The organism is Kitasatospora sp. NPDC052868 (genome assembly GCF_044547105.1).
GTDB lineage: Bacteria > Actinomycetota > Actinomycetes > Streptomycetales > Streptomycetaceae > Kitasatospora.
In genome coordinates this window covers 38452-53642 of record NZ_JBITZW010000003.1, presented here as the reverse complement: position 1 = coordinate 53642, position 15191 = coordinate 38452, and the positions used below count along the sequence as shown (strand labels likewise).

The window sequence follows — 15191 nt, the reverse complement described above, 5'->3', positions numbered from 1 at the left end:
GCGTACGGGTGGGCGCCCTACCCTCGTCGGGCACCCGCCCGCCGCCGCAGGGCGATGCCCGCGCCCGCGAGCGCCGTGGCGCCCAGGGCGGCGGCCGCCGTGACGGCGGGCAGCGCCGTTCCGCCTTGGGCCGCCTGCCCGGACGCGGCGTCGGGCTGGTACCCGCCGCCCTTCCCGGCCCGGTCGTACGCCGAGCCGGGCAGCTTGTCGCCGTACCGCTGGTGGACCAGCCGCTGGTACGCCGCCAGGCTCACCCCGGACGTGCCCACCGAGCGCCGCGCCTCGTCGTCCAGCGGCAGCACCCGGCCCTCGCGCAGCACGTACCAGGCGTTGAGCTGCGGCTCGCGGAACGCCGTGCCGCCGCCCGCCGCCGCCTTCGCCGCGTAGTCGCCCTCGTCTCCGCCGGAGGCGATGTTGACGACCTGCCAGGTGTCGCCCTGCTTGACCGTCCAGACCGAGGCGACCTGGCCGTCCGCCGACACGGCCCGGCTCGCGGTGAACTCGGCCTTCGCCACCGGCGCGCCCGAGGTCCCGGCCACAAAGGCCGCGTCCAGGGTGTAGACCGGCACCGTCTCGCCGGCCAGCGCCGGCGCGGCCGCCGTGGCCGCCCGTGCCTCCTCGGCCGCGCCGATGGTCAGCTGCTGGGTGGGCGGCACGCCCTTGCGGGCGAAGAAGTGGCCCAACCGGTCCAGGACCGCCGGGCTCTGGGCCGCGCTGCGGGCCTGCGCCAGCTCGGCGGCGGTGACCGGCACGGGGGCGCCGGCCGGGGTGTCCGCGTGCGCGGCCGGGGTGACGGCCAGGCCGAGGCCGGCCGCGAGCAGGACGGTGACGGCTGCCCGGCGGGCCTTGCTGAGGTCAGTCATGATCGCCCCTCACGCGCCGATCCGGTACAGGGAGTGGGTCCAGGAGAACGTGCCGTTGGACACGTAGTAGTTGTAGTCCGCCCAGTTGTAGCGGTTGTTGGAGGGCCACGGATCGCCCCAGTAGACCCAGTTGCTGCCGGTGTCGTAGCCGTACAGCACGTGCATGTGGCCGCCGCCGGAGCTCCACTGGATCCGGGTCTCGATCGGCCGGTTGGCGTTCACCTCGGTCTGCACCGTGCTGTAGCGCAGGTAGCCGGTCACGTACGAGCCCGGGTTGAGGCCGACCCAGCTCAGGCCGTTCTGCACATCGCCCAGGGTGGCCTGGCTGTTGGGGCAGCTGGAGTTGATCGAGCGGCCGAACGCGGCGTTGCAGAACTGGTTCTGGCTGTAGGTGTAGCCGAACCAGGTGGCGATGGTGTTCCCGCTCGCCGCCCAGCACCAGTTGGTCTGCTGTTGCTGCTGCATGGTGATGTTGAGCTTCTTGTACGTACCGGCCAGATCGGCCGTACTGCCCGCCGCGGCGGCCGACCCGACCTGGGCCGACGCCGTGGGGGCGGCGTGGGCCTGGGTGGCGGCGGGGGCGGCGGCTTGGGCGGGGGTGGTGGCGGCGACGGTGAGGGCCGGGCCGAGCACACCGAGCGCGAGCACCGAGACCGCATGGCGCAGGCGTGTCCGTGGACGTGGAGACATGGGGAATCCTCCTTGCACAGGGCAGGAGTTGGGGTGTGGGGGTGCGGTCCGGATCGCGTCCTGAGCATCGCGCCGTTGACGCAGGCAGGTCAACGGCCTCACGGCCCCCCGCACCGGGGTGTGAACAGCCCCCGGCAGGTGTGAACGCGCCCCCGGAAATCCCCGCGCAACGGGGCCCGACCAGTGACAAACCGGGCTCCGCATGTGAATATTCACGACCAGCCGGGTGCCCGCCGGGCGAGGAGGAAGCCATGCCGCGCAGCGAACACACCGACCTCGCCACCGCACTGCGCAGCGGACCGTTCCACCTCGCCCTGCGCACCGCCATCGCCGCCCGCGGCCTCGCCCTGCACCGGGTCCGCGAACACCTCGCCCAGCGCGGCGTCCACGTCGGGCTCACCAGCCTCAGCTACTGGCAGCAGGGCCGCCGCCGCCCCGAACGTGCCGAATCCCTGCGCGCGGTAAGGGCGTTGGAGGAGGTCCTGGACCTGCCCGAGCACTCCCTCACCCGGCTCCTCGGCCCCCGCCGGGCCACCCCCGCCGACCCGGCCGGCCCGCCCGTACGCCCCTACCGGGACCTGATCGCCCCGCCCGGCGCCGTCGACGACCTGCTTGCCGCCATCTCGGGCCCGCGCGACACCGGGCTGCACACCATCACCCACATCGAGCGCATCCGCATCGGCGCCGACCGCGCACTGCTGCGCCGCGACTCCCAACACGCCCTGCGCGCCCACCGCGACGGCATCGACCGCTACCTCGCGCTCTACCAGGGCGATCCGGGCTGCGACATCTCCCGCGTCGGGGTCCGCGCCGAGGAGAACTGCCGCCCCGGCCGCGTCCGCCGCGACCAGGCCCACGACCTGCTCGTCGCCGAACTCCTGCTGGACCGCCGCCTGCGGGCCGGCGACACCCACCTGCTCGGCTACGGCTTCGACGACGCCCCGTCACCCGAGCCCAGCTGCGAATACGTCCGCGGCTTCAACTCCGGCGCCGGCCAGTACGTCCTCCAGGTCACCTTCCACCCCGACGCCCTCCCCGTCCGCTGCCACCGCTTCGCCCTGCGCTCCCCCGGCGAGAAGCCCTACGAGACGGAGGAGCTGACCCTCGACGGCCACCGCTGCGTCCACCTGGTGGCCACCGCCCTGCAGCCGTGCCTGCTGGGCATCCGCTGGGCCTGGGAGTAGCCCCCGCCTGCCGCTCCCCGACGGTCTCCCGCCCCCGACCGCCTCAGGCCCGGGCCGGGTGCTCCGACAGGTGCTCCGCCGGGTGCTCCGCCGCGCGCCTGCGGTCGTACGCCGGGTCGATCGTGCCGAACAGGCGGTCCCAGACGGTGGTGTAGAAGCCCAGGTTCACCCCCGGGTCGGCGTGGTGCCCGGCGTGGAACATCGGCAGGGCCACCCAGCGGAACAGCGCGCGCCGCCGGATCCGGGCGGGGAAGGGCTCCACGCCGAGGTGCCCCAGCAGGCCGAACAGCAGGTTCACGCCGATGTACCCGGCCAGCGCGGCGAGGGAGATCTCCCGCAGGCAGAGCACCGCGATCCAGGTGCCGCCGAAGCCGAGCACCTCCAGCGGGTGCAGCACGAAGAGGGTGGACGGCCTCGGGTCCGGGTAGCGGTGGTGCAGTTCGTGCGCCAGCCGGTACAGCCGGCGCTGGTGGGCGAGCCAGTGGCCGAGGTACATCAGGGCGTCCATCACCAGGGTGAACACCAGCAGTTCGGCGGCCGCCCGTAGCCCGGTGTCGGCCGTCAGCCGGATCCAGCCGGCCTGCCACAGCGCCCAGCCGGCCACGCCGACGGCGGAGTTGAGCAGGACGGCGACCACGACCAGGGCCAGCTCGCGCCGGTCGGGCGGTGGCGGCGGCGGGGTCACCCGCTGTTCCCCGAAGCGCCGGACCAGCAGCGTGCCGGCGGCCAACGACACCGCCAGCAGCCCCAGGTTGGCGGCCAGCGCCCCGGCCACCACCTCCGCCAGGCCCAACCGGCCCGCCCACGCCAGCAGTTCGTCCATCATCACGACACCCCCACCCCCGGCCTACCCGGACGGGCGGCGCGGCAGACCCGACGGGCTCGCGGCCGCGGCCCGGCCGTCGGCCGCTCAGCTCCGGAAGTCCAGCGTCAGGCAGTCCTCCACCGGACGGTAGCCGATCCGCTGGTAGATCGAGTTGCTGGTCGGGTTGGCCAGGTCGGTGTAGAGCAGCACCTCGGCCGCCCCGCGGTCCAGCGCATGCGCCGAGGCCGCGGCGGTGACCCCGCTCGCGTAACCGCGCCCGCGCAGCTCGGGCGGGGTGAACACCGGGCCGACCCGGGACATCCCGGCGATCACCGGGCTGACACCGGCCATCGCGACCGGGCGGCCGGCGTCCTCCCAGAGGCACAGCCCGCCCGCGGCCGTCCGATCGTCCACGCTGCGCGCGACGTTGGGCAGCAGCACCCCGGTCTCGGTCAGGAAGGCCTCGTACCAGCCGATCAGCAGCTCGCGGTCGGCCGCCACCGCCGGACGGTGGCGCCCGGCCGGGGTGCGGGCCGGGTCCAGCGTCAACTCACCCAAGCGGTAAAGCCGTTCGCTGCTCTTGACGGACTCGGTGGCCCCGGTGGCGGCCTGCCAGGCCGCGCTGAACGCCCGCGCCGGGCCCTCGCCACCGGACACCCCCTGCACGCCCGTACCCGCCGCCGCCAGCACCCCGGCGAGCTCCGCCGCGGCCTCGACGGGCATCGTGCCCAGCCGCGGCTCGTACGGCGGGGTCTGCAGGAAGGCTCCCGCGACCGGGCCGCCCGGCTCGGCCCGCCACCAGCCGAAGGCCGGCGCCCCCTCCCCGAAGACGTCCAGGCCGTACCCGGCGAGCCGGTGCACGACCGTGAGCAGCACGGTGTTCTCGGCCGGGCGCTCGGCCAGAAAGGCGTCCGTGTGCGTGCGGAAGTCGTCGAGGGAGCCGCTCACCGTCCAGGTCATGGCGCATTCTCCCGCGCCGGCCGGACCGGGGACAAAGCGTTTTCCACCGGCCCGGACACCTGCTACCGGGCGGTGCCGCCCAGCCGCTCCAGCAGGACCTCCGGGTCCGTGGTCGGCGCGTCGCAGCTGAAGTGCCGGCAGACGTACGCGGCGGGTGCACCGCCGACCAGCGGGCGATCCGCCAGCAGCGGCACCTCGTCCGACCCCGGGCCGCCGTCCGACCCCGGCCCGGCGCCCGCTCCCGGCTCGCCGAGGGCGACCACCGCGCCGGGCGCGGTGCCCAGCAGGGCGGCCCGGTGCAGCGCGGCCGTCGCCGGATCGCCGGCCGGGCCGACCACGGCGACCTCGCGCGGCCCGTCCGCCAGCGCCTCGGCCGCGGCCAGGCCCCAGCCGATGAAGCGCGGGGCCCGCGAGGCGAGCGCCCCGACGATGCCGAGGGCCCGCTCGGCGGCGGTGCGGTGGCGCGCCGAACCGGTGTACGCGGCGTAGGTGAGCAGGGCGTTGGCGGCAGCCGTCCAGCCGGACGGGGTGGCGTTGTCGGTCGGGTCCTGCGGGCGCCGGATCAGCTCCTCGGCGTCGTCGGCGGTGTCGTACAGCGCACCGGACGCCTCGTCGGCGAAGTGCTTCAGCACGGTGTCGAGCAGCCCGCCGGCCAGCTGCAGCCACTCCGCCTCGCCGGTGACGGCGTACAGCGCGAGGAAGCCCTCGGCGGTGTCGGCGTAGTCCTCCAGGACGCCCGCGTTGGCACCGGCCCGGCCGTCCCGGGAGGTGCGCAGCAGCCGGCCCTCGGGCGTGAGGTGGACGGCGAGCAGCAGGTCGGCGGCGCGCTCGGCGGCCTCGACCAGGTCGGGGCGCTCCAGCAGGGCGCCGGTCTCGGCCAGGGCGGCGATGGCGAGGCCGTTCCAGGCCGCGACCACCTTGTCGTCCCGGGCGGGCGCCGGCCGCCGGGCCCGTGCCTCGAACAGCCGGGCCCGGACCAGCTCGGCCGCGGCCGGGTCCTCGGGGTCGCGCAGCAGCTGCAGCACCGAGGAGCCGTGCTCGAAGGTGCCCTCCGGCGTCACCTCGAACAGCTCGGCCGCGTAGCCGCCGTCCGCCTCGCCCAGTACCTCGGCCAACTGCCCGGGCGTCCAGGCGTAGTAGGCCCCCTCGGTGGACTTCCCGCTCGCCGGGTCGAGGCTGTCCGCGTCCAGCGCCGAGGCGAACGCGCCCTCGGGGGTGCGCAGTTCGCGCAGCAGGAAGTCGGCCGTGGCGAGCGCGACCCGGCGGGCCCGCCCGTCGCCGGTGGCGCGCCACAGGTGCAGGTAGGCGCGGAGCAGCAGCGCGTTGTCGTAGAGCATCTTCTCGAAGTGCGGCACCACCCAGCCGGCGTCCACCGAGTAGCGGGCGAAGCCGCCGCCGAGCTGGTCGTGGATGCCGCCGCGGGCCATCGCGTCCCCGGTGCGGACGGCCATCTCCAGGGCCGCCTCGGAGCCGGTCCGGGCGTGGTGGCGCAGCAGGAACTCGATCACCATGGCCGGCGGGAACTTCGGCGCCCCGCCGAATCCGCCGCGGGCGGCGTCGAAGGACCGGCTGAGCGCGACCAGCGCCTGGTGGAGGTCCGCCTCCCCGGGCGGCTGGTGCACCCCGCTGCCCGTCGAGTACACCGAGGCCCGCTCGGCCAGATCGGCCCGGATCCGGGCGGCCACCTCGCCGACCTCCTCCCGCCGCTCGCGCCAGGCGCTGTCCACACCCTCCAGCACCTGCCGGAACGACGGCATGCCGTGCCGGGGCTCGGGCGGGAAGTACGTGCCGAAGTAGAACGGGTCCTTCTCGGGCGTGAGGAAGACCGTCATCGGCCAGCCCCCCTGCCCGGTCGCGGCCTGCACGGCCTCCATGTACACCGCGTCGACGTCCGGCCGCTCCTCCCGGTCGACCTTCACCGCGACGAACCGCTCATTGACGTACCCGGCCACCGCCCCGTCCTCAAAGGACTCGTGCGCCATCACATGGCACCAGTAAATTAGTAGAAGCATAAGTGACAGGACGCATAGCCCACACTCAAGAGGATGGGCACGTCCCGTCGCTTCGCTTCATTCATCGCCTCCTCTCCCCATGGCCACCAATCCACCGGATTGGAAGCGTGCTGGAGGAGGTACGGCGACTGCTCGTTAGCCAGTCGGTTCATACCCGCATCGTCGCATGATCCGGACCGCCCGGCGCTGCTTTCGGGCGGCCCGGCCGCTGCGGGGAAGAGGCCGTCGAGCGGCTGCCCGAGCAACCGCGCGCGACCCTGACGTCTGGCTCGGGCTGCGGGGTCTCGGCAGCTCGGCGCACCGAGCACGCCCCGAGTCGATCGAAGCAGCGGGCTGACATGGCACCCGTTTTCGGCTGAACCGAAGGAACCTCGACACGTTGATGTTTTCTCGGAACTGGGATAGCTTCCGTTTAGCGAAAACGAGGGGGTTCGCACCCTCTCATCTTCGCCGCCGCGCCGCGCCGGCCCTAGGTCCGGCGCGGCGGAAGGGAGGGACCCGCCCGCCATCGCGTGCGCGGCCCCCCTCAAAACGCCATCGGCGCCCGTGAGTTCGCACCTCCCCGACGCCACACAGCCCGCGACCTGCTCCCTCTCGCCAGGGCGCGTGGTCACGCACAGCCGCTCCGGGCTCCTAGCACGGCATCAACGGAGTGGCATAGGAGTCCTTCCTTGAGCACAATCAGTCACCAACACGCCATGTCCACCGTGCCGCCCGAAGAGACAGGGCCGGACGATCTTGAGCTGCGCGGCAGGCCCGCCGGGCTCGCTCCACCGGAGGAGCTTGCCCGGCTGCACCCAGACACGGCGTTCTTGATCGCGTACTCCCGCATCTCGGACGACTGGCGCAAGCACAACAAGAAGAAGGCCGCCACCTCGGCGTGGTCAGCGGGCAAGGGCGTGGCCAACCAGCACCGCCGCAACGACAGGAACGCGGCTCGTCATGGCGCCGTGATCGTTCACCGGTATACCGACAACGACCTCTCGGCCTCGAAGCGCGACGTTGTGCGGCCGGACTTCCAGTCGATGCTTCGGGACCTCAAGCGGGGGCACACCCCAGAGGGCTACCCGGTCCACGGGGTCATCTGCGTAGACCAGGACCGCGTGCAGCGCACGGACCGGGACTGGGAGGACTTTGTCGAGGCGATCACCCTCGACCCCAGCCGGCGCTTCTACACCCCGTCGGGGCCGATGGATCTCACCGAGGAAAGCGAGATCATCAAGACCGGCATCATGGCGGTGGTCAACAAGGCCGAGTCCATGAAGAAGAAGCGTCGAATCCGCGACTGGCACCAGGACCGAATAATCGACGGCCTGCCCCACAGCGGACCACGGCCGTTCGGCTGGGAGGAAGACCGGAAGACGCTTCGGCGCGTCGAGTCAGACTTTCTCGCATGGGCGATTGACGGGCGCATCAAGGGAAAGAAAATGAGCACCCTTTGCGCCGAAGCTAAGCGGCGGGGATTGAAAGGGAGTCGCGGAGGCGAAATCGTTCCGCAGACGCTCACGCAGATGATGACCGCTCCACGTGTGTGCGGATATCGCGCGAACTGTGGCGAACTCGCCCTCGATGACGACGGTTCTCCGATCGTGGGAGTCTGGGAGACGGTGACCACGCCGGCAAAGTGGCGTGCGGTGTGTGCGACCTTCGGACCGGGAAGCACCTATCTTGCCCGCGGTTCCGGTACGGCGAGGATTACCGGAATTCCGAAAACTATCAAGTACATGGGTTCCACACTGCTTCGCTGCCAGTACCGCATCGAGGAAGAGATCAACGGGGCGGTCACGAAGCGCGTCTGCAACGAGCCCATGGGCGGTTCGAAGACCAAGAGCAAGCGCAGCCCATACGTCTACACCTGCTCGTCGTGCTCGCACAACTCGATCTCCGGCCCCATGGTCGACAAGCAACTCCAACGCCTGGTGCTGGCGAAATTGAAAAAGGCCCAGGCAACTTACATCCCGGTCACGGTCGCGTGGCCGCACGAACATAAACTCCAGCAGAAGGCAGACAAGCTCGCCGAACTCGAAAAGAAGTGGCAGGAGGACGAAGTCCCCGCCGACATGTTCTATCGCTTGGCCATTCCACTGGAGAAAGAAGTCAAGAGGCTGCGCCGCGAGCGAGCCAAATTCGAATTGGAAGCAGAGGTGCAGAACGAGGCACCCAACGACGTAGCCAAGAAGTGGCTTGCTGGCGAGTATGACCTTTCACAGAAGCGCCACGTACTCTTCGAGATATTTTCTGCTGTTCAGGTCCTGCCGGGGCAGAAGGGCAACAAGACGCCGAACCCCAAGCGGCTCATCCCTGTGTGGAAGTAGCGGTGCCGCTGCTCGGAGGGGCCGAGCGACCTGGAGAAGGGCGGGGCCGACACTCTCATGTCGGCCCCGCCCTTCTCCACGTCGGCTACTGGGCCCGGTGCTGCCCTGGCAGGCGTGGCCGACCTCACGCTGCCGTCGCTCCCGGTCGCGTTCCGCGCAGCCGTACGTTCGATGAGGACCAGGACCGCGAGCACGAACGGACCGGATCAGTGGAGCACCGCAGCACAGACCCCTTGATGACCACCTGCACCCGGTGCAGGCACATCATCGAGCGCACGCCGCTCCGCTCCGGCGCCTGCCCCGGGTGGCCGTGCCACGCCGCCACCCGGCCGGACGCCACGGACCACCTCGAAGCGCTCCTCCAGCCCGGCCCCGACGCCGTCCCTCCCTGGGTATCTCCGAGCGCCTCACCACCGGGTGCGGCTGTGTCTCCGCCTCGTAGGCCCGAAGCCTCCCGCGCGCGGTCCCATGCAGACCTTCGCCTCGGCGCTCCGGCACGTCAGCGCGGTGAACAGCGGGCTGGTCCCCACCGCTGACCGCTAGGCCGATCGCTCAAGCCGCCGACGGCCGCCGGGCGGCCGGTGCCGTGTGGCCCATCGCCCGCTCGACCGAGATTCGGATGACCACACGCTCCGGGTCGGGAGCCGGCGTGCGGCCGTACCGCTGTCCGTAGCGCTCGACGGCGTCTTCGACGGCCGCGGTGTCCGTGCAGACCTCCGCGGTGCCTTCGAGGGTCGCCCACCGGCCGCCGTCGACCTGGCACACCGCAACGCGGGCCGGACCGTCGGCCGCGAGGATGTTGTCCACCTTCTTGCTGGACTTGCGAGTGATGACTCGGGCCACGCCGGCGTCGGCGTCGAGCGTCACGCCGACGGGTACGACGTGGGGTCGACCGTCCGGGCGGAGCGTGGTCAGCGTGCACAGATGGTACTCGGACCAGAACTCAATGTAGCTGTCGGGTTGGCTGGATATGGCGTTTGGCATGACTTGAGCGTATAGCGGCTTTCACCGGTACTGCGCCGAAGTGAGCATGGCCACACCCCACTTGAGCTGCGGTTTCTACGATCAAGGGTCGTAGACGAGGCGACCGCACCGCCAGAAGATCACGGATCAGTAACAGGATGACCCCTCAACCATCCGCCGCCACATGCGAGCGGCGTCTGTCAAACGCGCAGTTCAACGCCTTGATCGAATAGGTCGTGGGCGATTTGGCACAGTTTGCCACCCCGAAGGCACCCGTGAGGCATTCAAGTTGATCATGGGTTTTCGGCCATGCCTTGGCTGGGACGTCACGTAATGTCCATGGGAGGTCCCCGGAAGCTCCATCGAGGCTCGTCACCTGCGGCGATGCGCTCTGGGGCCAGGCTTTGTGCCTGGCCAGTAGCCGTGGGACGTACGGGTGGGCGGCGCTGCCGCCGCCGACTTCGGGGGACCTGACCAGCGTCTTCACGAGGTGCGGTGTCGCCCGGCTCGGGGGAGCCATCACTCGCTTGTCGGAAGGTGTTACGCACTATGTGGTCAGGGAAGGGCCGCCTTCGAGCGGCGGGCCTTGGCGAGGTGCCCACGAAGGGCAGAGTGGGCCGGGGCTGGGGTCTCGGCCGCTGGCGTCCGGCGGCGAGCCGGACGGTGGAGAGGGACCTGCACCGGCTGATCCGGCGTGAGCTCCAGGACCTCGGGATCACGCCTCCGCTCGACGTACACAAGCTCTGCGAGGCGCTCAGCAGGCGGCGGGGACGGCCTCTGTACCTGCGGGAGGCTCCTCTGCCGAAGCCGGGGCCGTCGGGGATGTGGGTCGAGTACGACGACTACGACGTGATCCTCTACCAGGCGGAGACGACGCGCCTGCACCAGGACCACATCCTGCTCCACGAGATCGGGCACATTCTCGTCGCGGAAAACGAGGAAGCCGCGGCGAGGGCTGCGGCGGAAGCGTCCGCGCAGGATGCACCGGCCGAGGAGACGGCCGACGAGACGGCCGTCTTCGTTGAGGGCTGGGCCAGCATGCTGCCGGTGTTCACCCCCGAGACGATCAAGCGCGTCGCGCGTCGCTGCTCATACGACGACGGCGAAGAGTGCTCCGTCGAGCTGGTGGCCACGATCATCCTGGAGTGGTCGTCCGTGCTGGACGGAACCACGCCGCTGTCGGACGACCCCGAGGTGCGCCGTGTGGAAGCGGCGCTCAGTGACCGTCGGGGGTGGCTGTAACCATGGAACCGCTCCTCCTGATTCTCCTGGCCGCTCTCCTGTGGAAGCTGTACCAGCTCAAGCGCTCCCCGGGCGACCGGCCGCTGCGAGCGGTGACGCTCTGCCTGGCGTGTGCCGCGCTGTCGTACCCGGTGACCATGCCTGGTGGGAGTTCCGGAGTCGACATGGTCGCCGGCCACGGGACGGCGAAGCTGATCCAGAACGTGCTGCTGCTCTTGGCCGTCTACTACCTGATGTGCTTCTACCTCCACTCGGCCTCCGACAGCGAAGCGAGCCGGGTCCGGGCCCGGAACGAAGGCGTGCTCGTCTCAGTCGTCATCGTGGCGATCACGGTGGCGGCCCTGTCGGTGCCCCACGAGGTCTTCGCCGGCTCGTTCAGCACGGCCGACATGACGATTCCGCAGATCGCCTTCTTCTACGCCGGCGCCGGTCTGTACCTGATGTACGCCCTCGCGATGGCGGCCCGGTGGACTCGCCGCTATGCCCGGATGTCCCGGCGTCCCCACTCCACCGGCCTGTGGATGGCTGCGGTGGGGCTGGGCACGATGGCCGTGGCCTGCGCGATCCGGGCCGTCATCGTCGCGATCCGCGCGGCTGGAGTTGACATCCCCCAGGCGGTGATGGCGCCCGTAGCCTTCCTCCTGGTGGCGTCGATCCTGCTGTTCGCGGCAGGGATCACATACTCCGGGGCGCGGGCCCGGATCTCCTCTGTTCGTCTCTGGCTCCGGCACCGCCGCGACCACCGGCGGCTCGCCCCGCTGTGGGAGCTGCTGAGCGAGGCGTACCCCGAGAACGTCCTGCGGCCGGCTTCCTCCGCGGCGCTCGACCGCTGGCGGGCGCGTGGCGTCCACCGGCGCTACCACCGGCGCATCGTGGAGTGCCGAGACGGCCTGGTGGACATCAGCCCGCACCTGCTCGATGACGGCGAGGACGGGGGCCTCCTGGACATCGACGCCAAGGAACTTGCCGCGCGCCTGCACCGGGCGTCGGCCCGGATCGGAGATGGTGTCCCCGCACCGCGACCGCCTGTGCCCCTGGCCATGGCGCTGGGCAGCGACCGGCAGTCGGATGTGAAGCAACTGATTGCGGTGTCCGACGCGCTGCGAGATGCGGCGTGACAGGCAACGATCGAGGAGACGAAATGCTGATCACCAGCAGGCGGGTACTGATCGCATCGGGGCAGTACCTGGAAGACGGCGCGGTGCTCATCGAGGGCGACTCGATCGCCGCTGTCGGCCCGCGCGAGGAGATCGAGCAGCAGGCCAGCGCCAATGTTCCCCGCTTCGCCTTCGACGGGACAGTGCTGCCGGGCTTGGTGGACGCCCACGTCCACCTCGCGTTCGACGGCAGCCCGGACCCGGTATCGACGCTGGAGGACTCGACGGACGACGTCCTCTTCGAGGACATGCGCCGCCGCGCCGAGCAGCTCCTGAACAGCGGCGTCACCACCGCCCGTGACCTCGGCGACCGCAACGGCCTCGCGCTACGGCTCGCTGCGGCGATCAGCGAGGGCAACCTTCCCGGTCCGCGGATCGTGTCGGCGGGCACCCCGCTGACCACGCCGGGCGGCCACTGTCACTTCCTCGGCGGCGAGGTCTCCGGCGAGTCCGAGGTCCGCGACCTGGTCCGCCGCAACGTCGCCGCTGGCGCCGGGGTCATCAAGGCCATGGTTACTGGCGGGGGCCTGACCAAGGGCGGCCCGGCCAGCCACGAGAGCCAGTTCAACGCTGCCGAACTCGCTGCTCTGGTGGACGAAGCGCACAACGCGGGCGTGCCCGTGGCCGCGCACGCGCACGGTACGGACGGCATCGCCGCAGCTGTCGCGGCGGGTGTGGACACGATCGAGCACTGCACCTGGATGACGGACCGCGGTCTCGAACTCCGGAAGGATGTGCTGGCGGAGATCATCGACCGGCGGATTGCAGTCTGCCCGGCGGTGAGCCCGCACTGGCAGATGCTCCCCCGGATCTTCGGCGAGGAGCGGGCCGCTGCGATGTTCGATCTCGTGCGGCAGATGGCCGACGCAGGGGTGCGCCTGGTGGCAGGAACCGACGCCGGAGTGCAGCGCGCGGGCTTTGATGGCTTGATCCCGGCCCTGGCGTTCTACTCCCACCTGGGCCTGGCGAACAGCTCGATCATCGACATGGCGACGAGCGAGGCAGCAGCCGCCCTCGGCCTGGGATCGACAACAGGGCGCATCGCCCCGGGGTTCCGCGCGGACCTCCTGCTGGTCGACGGCGATCCACTCACTGACCTCGCCACACTGCGGAACATCAAGGCCGTGATCGCGGCCGGGCAGCGCTATCAGCCGGACGCGGCTCAGTAGGAACAGCACACCGAAGTAGTGCCTGTCCCCAGCCCTGGCGGGCACGGGGCAGGCACTACTTCGTGTCGGCTTCCGGGTCGGCCTTTTCCAGCTCGGTGGCGAGGTCGTTCAGGATCGACAAGACCCCGGCCGGCAGGCCCTCGGCGCGGACGCCCCGGGCTCGGACCCGGCCTACCTTCCCCTGCTTGGCTGCCCCCATCAGCCGGAGTCCTTCGTAAACCTGGCGGACGACCTCCTCGTCCGGCTCGAAGTACATGCGCGTGACGCCGAGGAAGCTGGCCAATCCCTCCAGGACCACCGGTGCTGCATCCTCGCTCCGGCCCGTCCGCAAGCTCTCGATCTCGGCAGCCGACGTGACCTCGGCCCCGGCGTGGGCGTTCACCGCCGCCGCGATCTCGGCGTCTCCCGGCGCGGTCCCCGCTGGGTAAGACCGCTCCAGCATGAGCGTGATCTTCTCGGCCAGCGTGCGAGGGGCGTCCTCGGGGGCATCTTCGGCACTGGCCTCTTCGCCGCCCGAATGCTTCGAAAATGAACGCTCTTGCGCCCGCAAGAGGTCCTCGGCGGTCACACCGTAGGCGTCCGCCAACGGGGCGACGTAGCGGTCCTTGAGGCGCCGGACGCCTCCCTCGGCTCCGGCAACGGGACCGTCACTCTTCATGCCGATGACCGCCGCCGTCTCCTTGCGGTAGAGGCCGGCGTCGCACCGCAGGTCCGTGAGGTCAGGCGGCCCGCCGCGGGGGAAGAGTTCATCGAGTGGCCGCCCAAGCACCCGCGCGAGGGCCGGCAGCTTCTCCTGGTCAGGAACCGAGCTGCCCAGCTCCCAACCCGCCACCGTCGAGTCCCCGACCCCGACGCCCTGGGCCACGTCGGACTGCGGGATCTCGGCAGCTCGACGCACCGAGCGCACCCGGAGTCGATCGAAGCGGCGGGCTGGCATGGCACCCCTTTTTTGGCTGAACCGAAGAAACCTCGGCGCGTTGACTTTTTTCTGGAACTGGGATAGCTTCAGTTTAGCGAAAAACGAGGGGATTCGCACCCCCTCGTCTTCCCTACCGCGCCGATCCTGTCCGGGTCCGGCGTGGTGGAGGGGAGGAACCCGCCCGCCGTCGGCGTGCGCGCCCTCCCCTCAAAACGCCATCGGCGCCCGTGAGTTCGCACCTCCCGGACGCCAGACAGCCTGTGACCTGCTCCCTTTCGCGAGGGCGCGTGGTCACGCACAGCCACTCCGTGCTCCTAGCACGGCATCAACGGAGTGGCGTACCACATAGAGGAGTGTCGCATGACCCCCACTACGGAGCGCAACCCGGAGCAGGACATCGCTTCGGGGCCAGCTGAGCGTCTCGCCGTCCGGCTCGCCGCCATGCTGCCCGGCGCCGTCGTCGTCCACGTCCGACTCCAGGGCCCTCGGACCCTGTGGCCCCACCTGCGGCTCACCGCAGTGGACGACCGCGGCCGAACCCTCCGAGTCCCCCGCGCCCGGGCCCTGACGCTCGCGCGGTGGATCATCAGGTCCTTCCCCCACGCGCAGTGGGCGGCGACGGGCCACGCATTCGACCTGCGGACGGCCACCCTTCGCGGGCTGGAAGCGTGAGGGCGGCCGTGGCTGACGCGAACGACCTCGACGCTTCCATTGACGCCTGGGTGAGCGCGCAACTCGACGCCTCGCCGGACTGGGACCACGAGAAGTGGGAAACGCTGGGGAAAATCCTCGACGTCGAATTCTCGATCCCCGGCGACTCGCGCGTCTACAACTTCGCTAAGCCTGTTACCGACGTCTCGGTCAACAGCGAAGCCGCGTAACTTACGCCTCCCTTAACGAGAGTTCCAACGA

At 70.9% G+C, this 15191-nt stretch carries 13 protein-coding genes and 1 pseudogene; 7 read left to right on the top strand and 7 right to left on the bottom strand.

Annotated features, from left to right (window positions below; translation table 11 throughout):
* Positions 1 to 17: 17 nt before the first annotated feature.
* Positions 18 to 863: a hypothetical protein gene (locus ACIGZJ_RS06725; RefSeq protein ID WP_396456262.1), complete on the bottom strand. Its 846-nt coding sequence runs from the start codon at positions 861 to 863 to the stop codon at positions 18 to 20.
* Between the two features lie 9 nt (positions 864 to 872).
* Positions 873 to 1553 (bottom strand): papain-like cysteine protease family protein, encoded by a 681-nt coding sequence (locus ACIGZJ_RS06720; RefSeq protein ID WP_396456261.1) that lies wholly within the window; start codon positions 1551 to 1553, stop codon positions 873 to 875.
* Between the two features lie 251 nt (positions 1554 to 1804).
* Here ACIGZJ_RS06720 and ACIGZJ_RS06715 point away from each other — a divergent pair, with 251 nt between their 5' ends.
* Positions 1805 to 2737: a hypothetical protein gene (locus ACIGZJ_RS06715; RefSeq protein WP_396456260.1), complete on the top strand. Its 933-nt coding sequence runs from the start codon at positions 1805 to 1807 to the stop codon at positions 2735 to 2737.
* A 43-nt stretch (positions 2738 to 2780) separates the two neighbouring features.
* Here ACIGZJ_RS06715 and ACIGZJ_RS06710 read toward each other — a convergent pair whose 3' ends face one another.
* The 3 genes and pseudogenes from ACIGZJ_RS06710 to ACIGZJ_RS06700 all read right to left on the bottom strand — a co-directional run bounded on the left by ACIGZJ_RS06710 (position 2781) and on the right by ACIGZJ_RS06700 (position 6666).
* Positions 2781 to 3563, bottom strand: coding sequence for a sterol desaturase family protein (locus ACIGZJ_RS06710; RefSeq protein ID WP_396456259.1), 783 nt, complete (start codon positions 3561 to 3563; stop codon positions 2781 to 2783).
* Positions 3564 to 3647: 84 nt separating this feature from the next.
* Positions 3648 to 4502, bottom strand: a complete 855-nt coding sequence (locus ACIGZJ_RS06705; protein ID WP_396456258.1) for a GNAT family N-acetyltransferase — start codon at positions 4500 to 4502, stop codon at positions 3648 to 3650.
* A 62-nt stretch (positions 4503 to 4564) separates the two neighbouring features.
* Positions 4565 to 6666, bottom strand: a pseudogene (locus ACIGZJ_RS06700) (thioredoxin domain-containing protein).
* 546 nt (positions 6667 to 7212) lie between these two features.
* Between ACIGZJ_RS06700 and ACIGZJ_RS06695 the strand changes: the two are divergent.
* On the top strand, positions 7213 to 8829 hold the full coding sequence (locus tag ACIGZJ_RS06695) for a recombinase family protein (RefSeq protein ID WP_053684499.1): 1617 nt from the start codon (positions 7213 to 7215) through the stop codon (positions 8827 to 8829).
* Positions 8830 to 9381: 552 nt separating this feature from the next.
* Here ACIGZJ_RS06695 and ACIGZJ_RS06690 read toward each other — a convergent pair.
* Positions 9382 to 9813, bottom strand: coding sequence for a pyridoxamine 5'-phosphate oxidase family protein (locus ACIGZJ_RS06690; protein ID WP_053684497.1), 432 nt, complete (start codon positions 9811 to 9813; stop codon positions 9382 to 9384).
* A 642-nt stretch (positions 9814 to 10455) separates the two neighbouring features.
* Here ACIGZJ_RS06690 and ACIGZJ_RS06685 point away from each other — a divergent pair.
* The 3 genes from ACIGZJ_RS06685 to ACIGZJ_RS06675 are packed head-to-tail and all read left to right on the top strand — an operon-like array spanning position 10456 to position 13360.
* The gene (locus tag ACIGZJ_RS06685) at positions 10456 to 11034 is read left to right on the top strand and encodes a hypothetical protein (protein ID WP_053684511.1); all 579 of its coding nucleotides are present in this window, start codon (positions 10456 to 10458) and stop codon (positions 11032 to 11034) included.
* Positions 11035 to 11036: 2 nt separating this feature from the next.
* A complete protein-coding gene (locus ACIGZJ_RS06680) occupies positions 11037 to 12152 on the top strand; it encodes an MAB_1171c family putative transporter (RefSeq protein WP_053684494.1) in 1116 nt (371 codons plus the stop codon).
* Between the two features lie 23 nt (positions 12153 to 12175).
* Positions 12176 to 13360, top strand: coding sequence for an amidohydrolase family protein (locus tag ACIGZJ_RS06675; RefSeq protein ID WP_053684492.1), 1185 nt, complete (start codon positions 12176 to 12178; stop codon positions 13358 to 13360).
* Between the two features lie 55 nt (positions 13361 to 13415).
* On the opposite strand, the gene ACIGZJ_RS06670 is transcribed toward ACIGZJ_RS06675, so the two are convergent.
* Positions 13416 to 14396, bottom strand: coding sequence for a helix-turn-helix transcriptional regulator (locus tag ACIGZJ_RS06670; RefSeq protein ID WP_234349697.1), 981 nt, complete (start codon positions 14394 to 14396; stop codon positions 13416 to 13418).
* Positions 14397 to 14639: 243 nt separating this feature from the next.
* Here ACIGZJ_RS06670 and ACIGZJ_RS06665 point away from each other — a divergent pair, with 243 nt between their 5' ends.
* Positions 14640 to 14951: a hypothetical protein gene (locus ACIGZJ_RS06665; RefSeq protein ID WP_053684488.1), complete on the top strand. Its 312-nt coding sequence runs from the start codon at positions 14640 to 14642 to the stop codon at positions 14949 to 14951.
* A gap of 8 nt (positions 14952 to 14959) precedes the next feature.
* Complete coding sequence (locus ACIGZJ_RS06660; protein WP_159040803.1) at positions 14960 to 15160, top strand: hypothetical protein; 201 nt, start codon at positions 14960 to 14962, stop codon at positions 15158 to 15160.
* Positions 15161 to 15191: the final 31 nt, after the last annotated feature.

Bases quoted from the DNA above. Each gene is read 5' to 3' on its own strand.
- ACIGZJ_RS06725 (WP_396456262.1), bottom strand. From the start codon at position 863: ATGACTGACCTCAGCAAGGCCCGCCGGGCAGCCGTCACCGTCCTGCTC.
- ACIGZJ_RS06720 (WP_396456261.1), bottom strand. From the start codon at position 1,553: ATGTCTCCACGTCCACGGACACGCCTGCGCCATGCGGTCTCGGTGCTC.
- ACIGZJ_RS06715 (WP_396456260.1), top strand. From the start codon at position 1,805: ATGCCGCGCAGCGAACACACCGACCTCGCCACCGCACTGCGCAGCGGA.
- ACIGZJ_RS06710 (WP_396456259.1), bottom strand. From the start codon at position 3,563: ATGATGGACGAACTGCTGGCGTGGGCGGGCCGGTTGGGCCTGGCGGAG.
- ACIGZJ_RS06705 (WP_396456258.1), bottom strand. From the start codon at position 4,502: ATGACCTGGACGGTGAGCGGCTCCCTCGACGACTTCCGCACGCACACG.
- ACIGZJ_RS06695 (WP_053684499.1), top strand. From the start codon at position 7,213: ATGTCCACCGTGCCGCCCGAAGAGACAGGGCCGGACGATCTTGAGCTG.
- ACIGZJ_RS06690 (WP_053684497.1), bottom strand. From the start codon at position 9,813: ATGCCAAACGCCATATCCAGCCAACCCGACAGCTACATTGAGTTCTGG.
- ACIGZJ_RS06680 (WP_053684494.1), top strand. From the start codon at position 11,037: ATGGAACCGCTCCTCCTGATTCTCCTGGCCGCTCTCCTGTGGAAGCTG.
- ACIGZJ_RS06675 (WP_053684492.1), top strand. From the start codon at position 12,176: ATGCTGATCACCAGCAGGCGGGTACTGATCGCATCGGGGCAGTACCTG.
- ACIGZJ_RS06665 (WP_053684488.1), top strand. From the start codon at position 14,640: ATGACCCCCACTACGGAGCGCAACCCGGAGCAGGACATCGCTTCGGGG.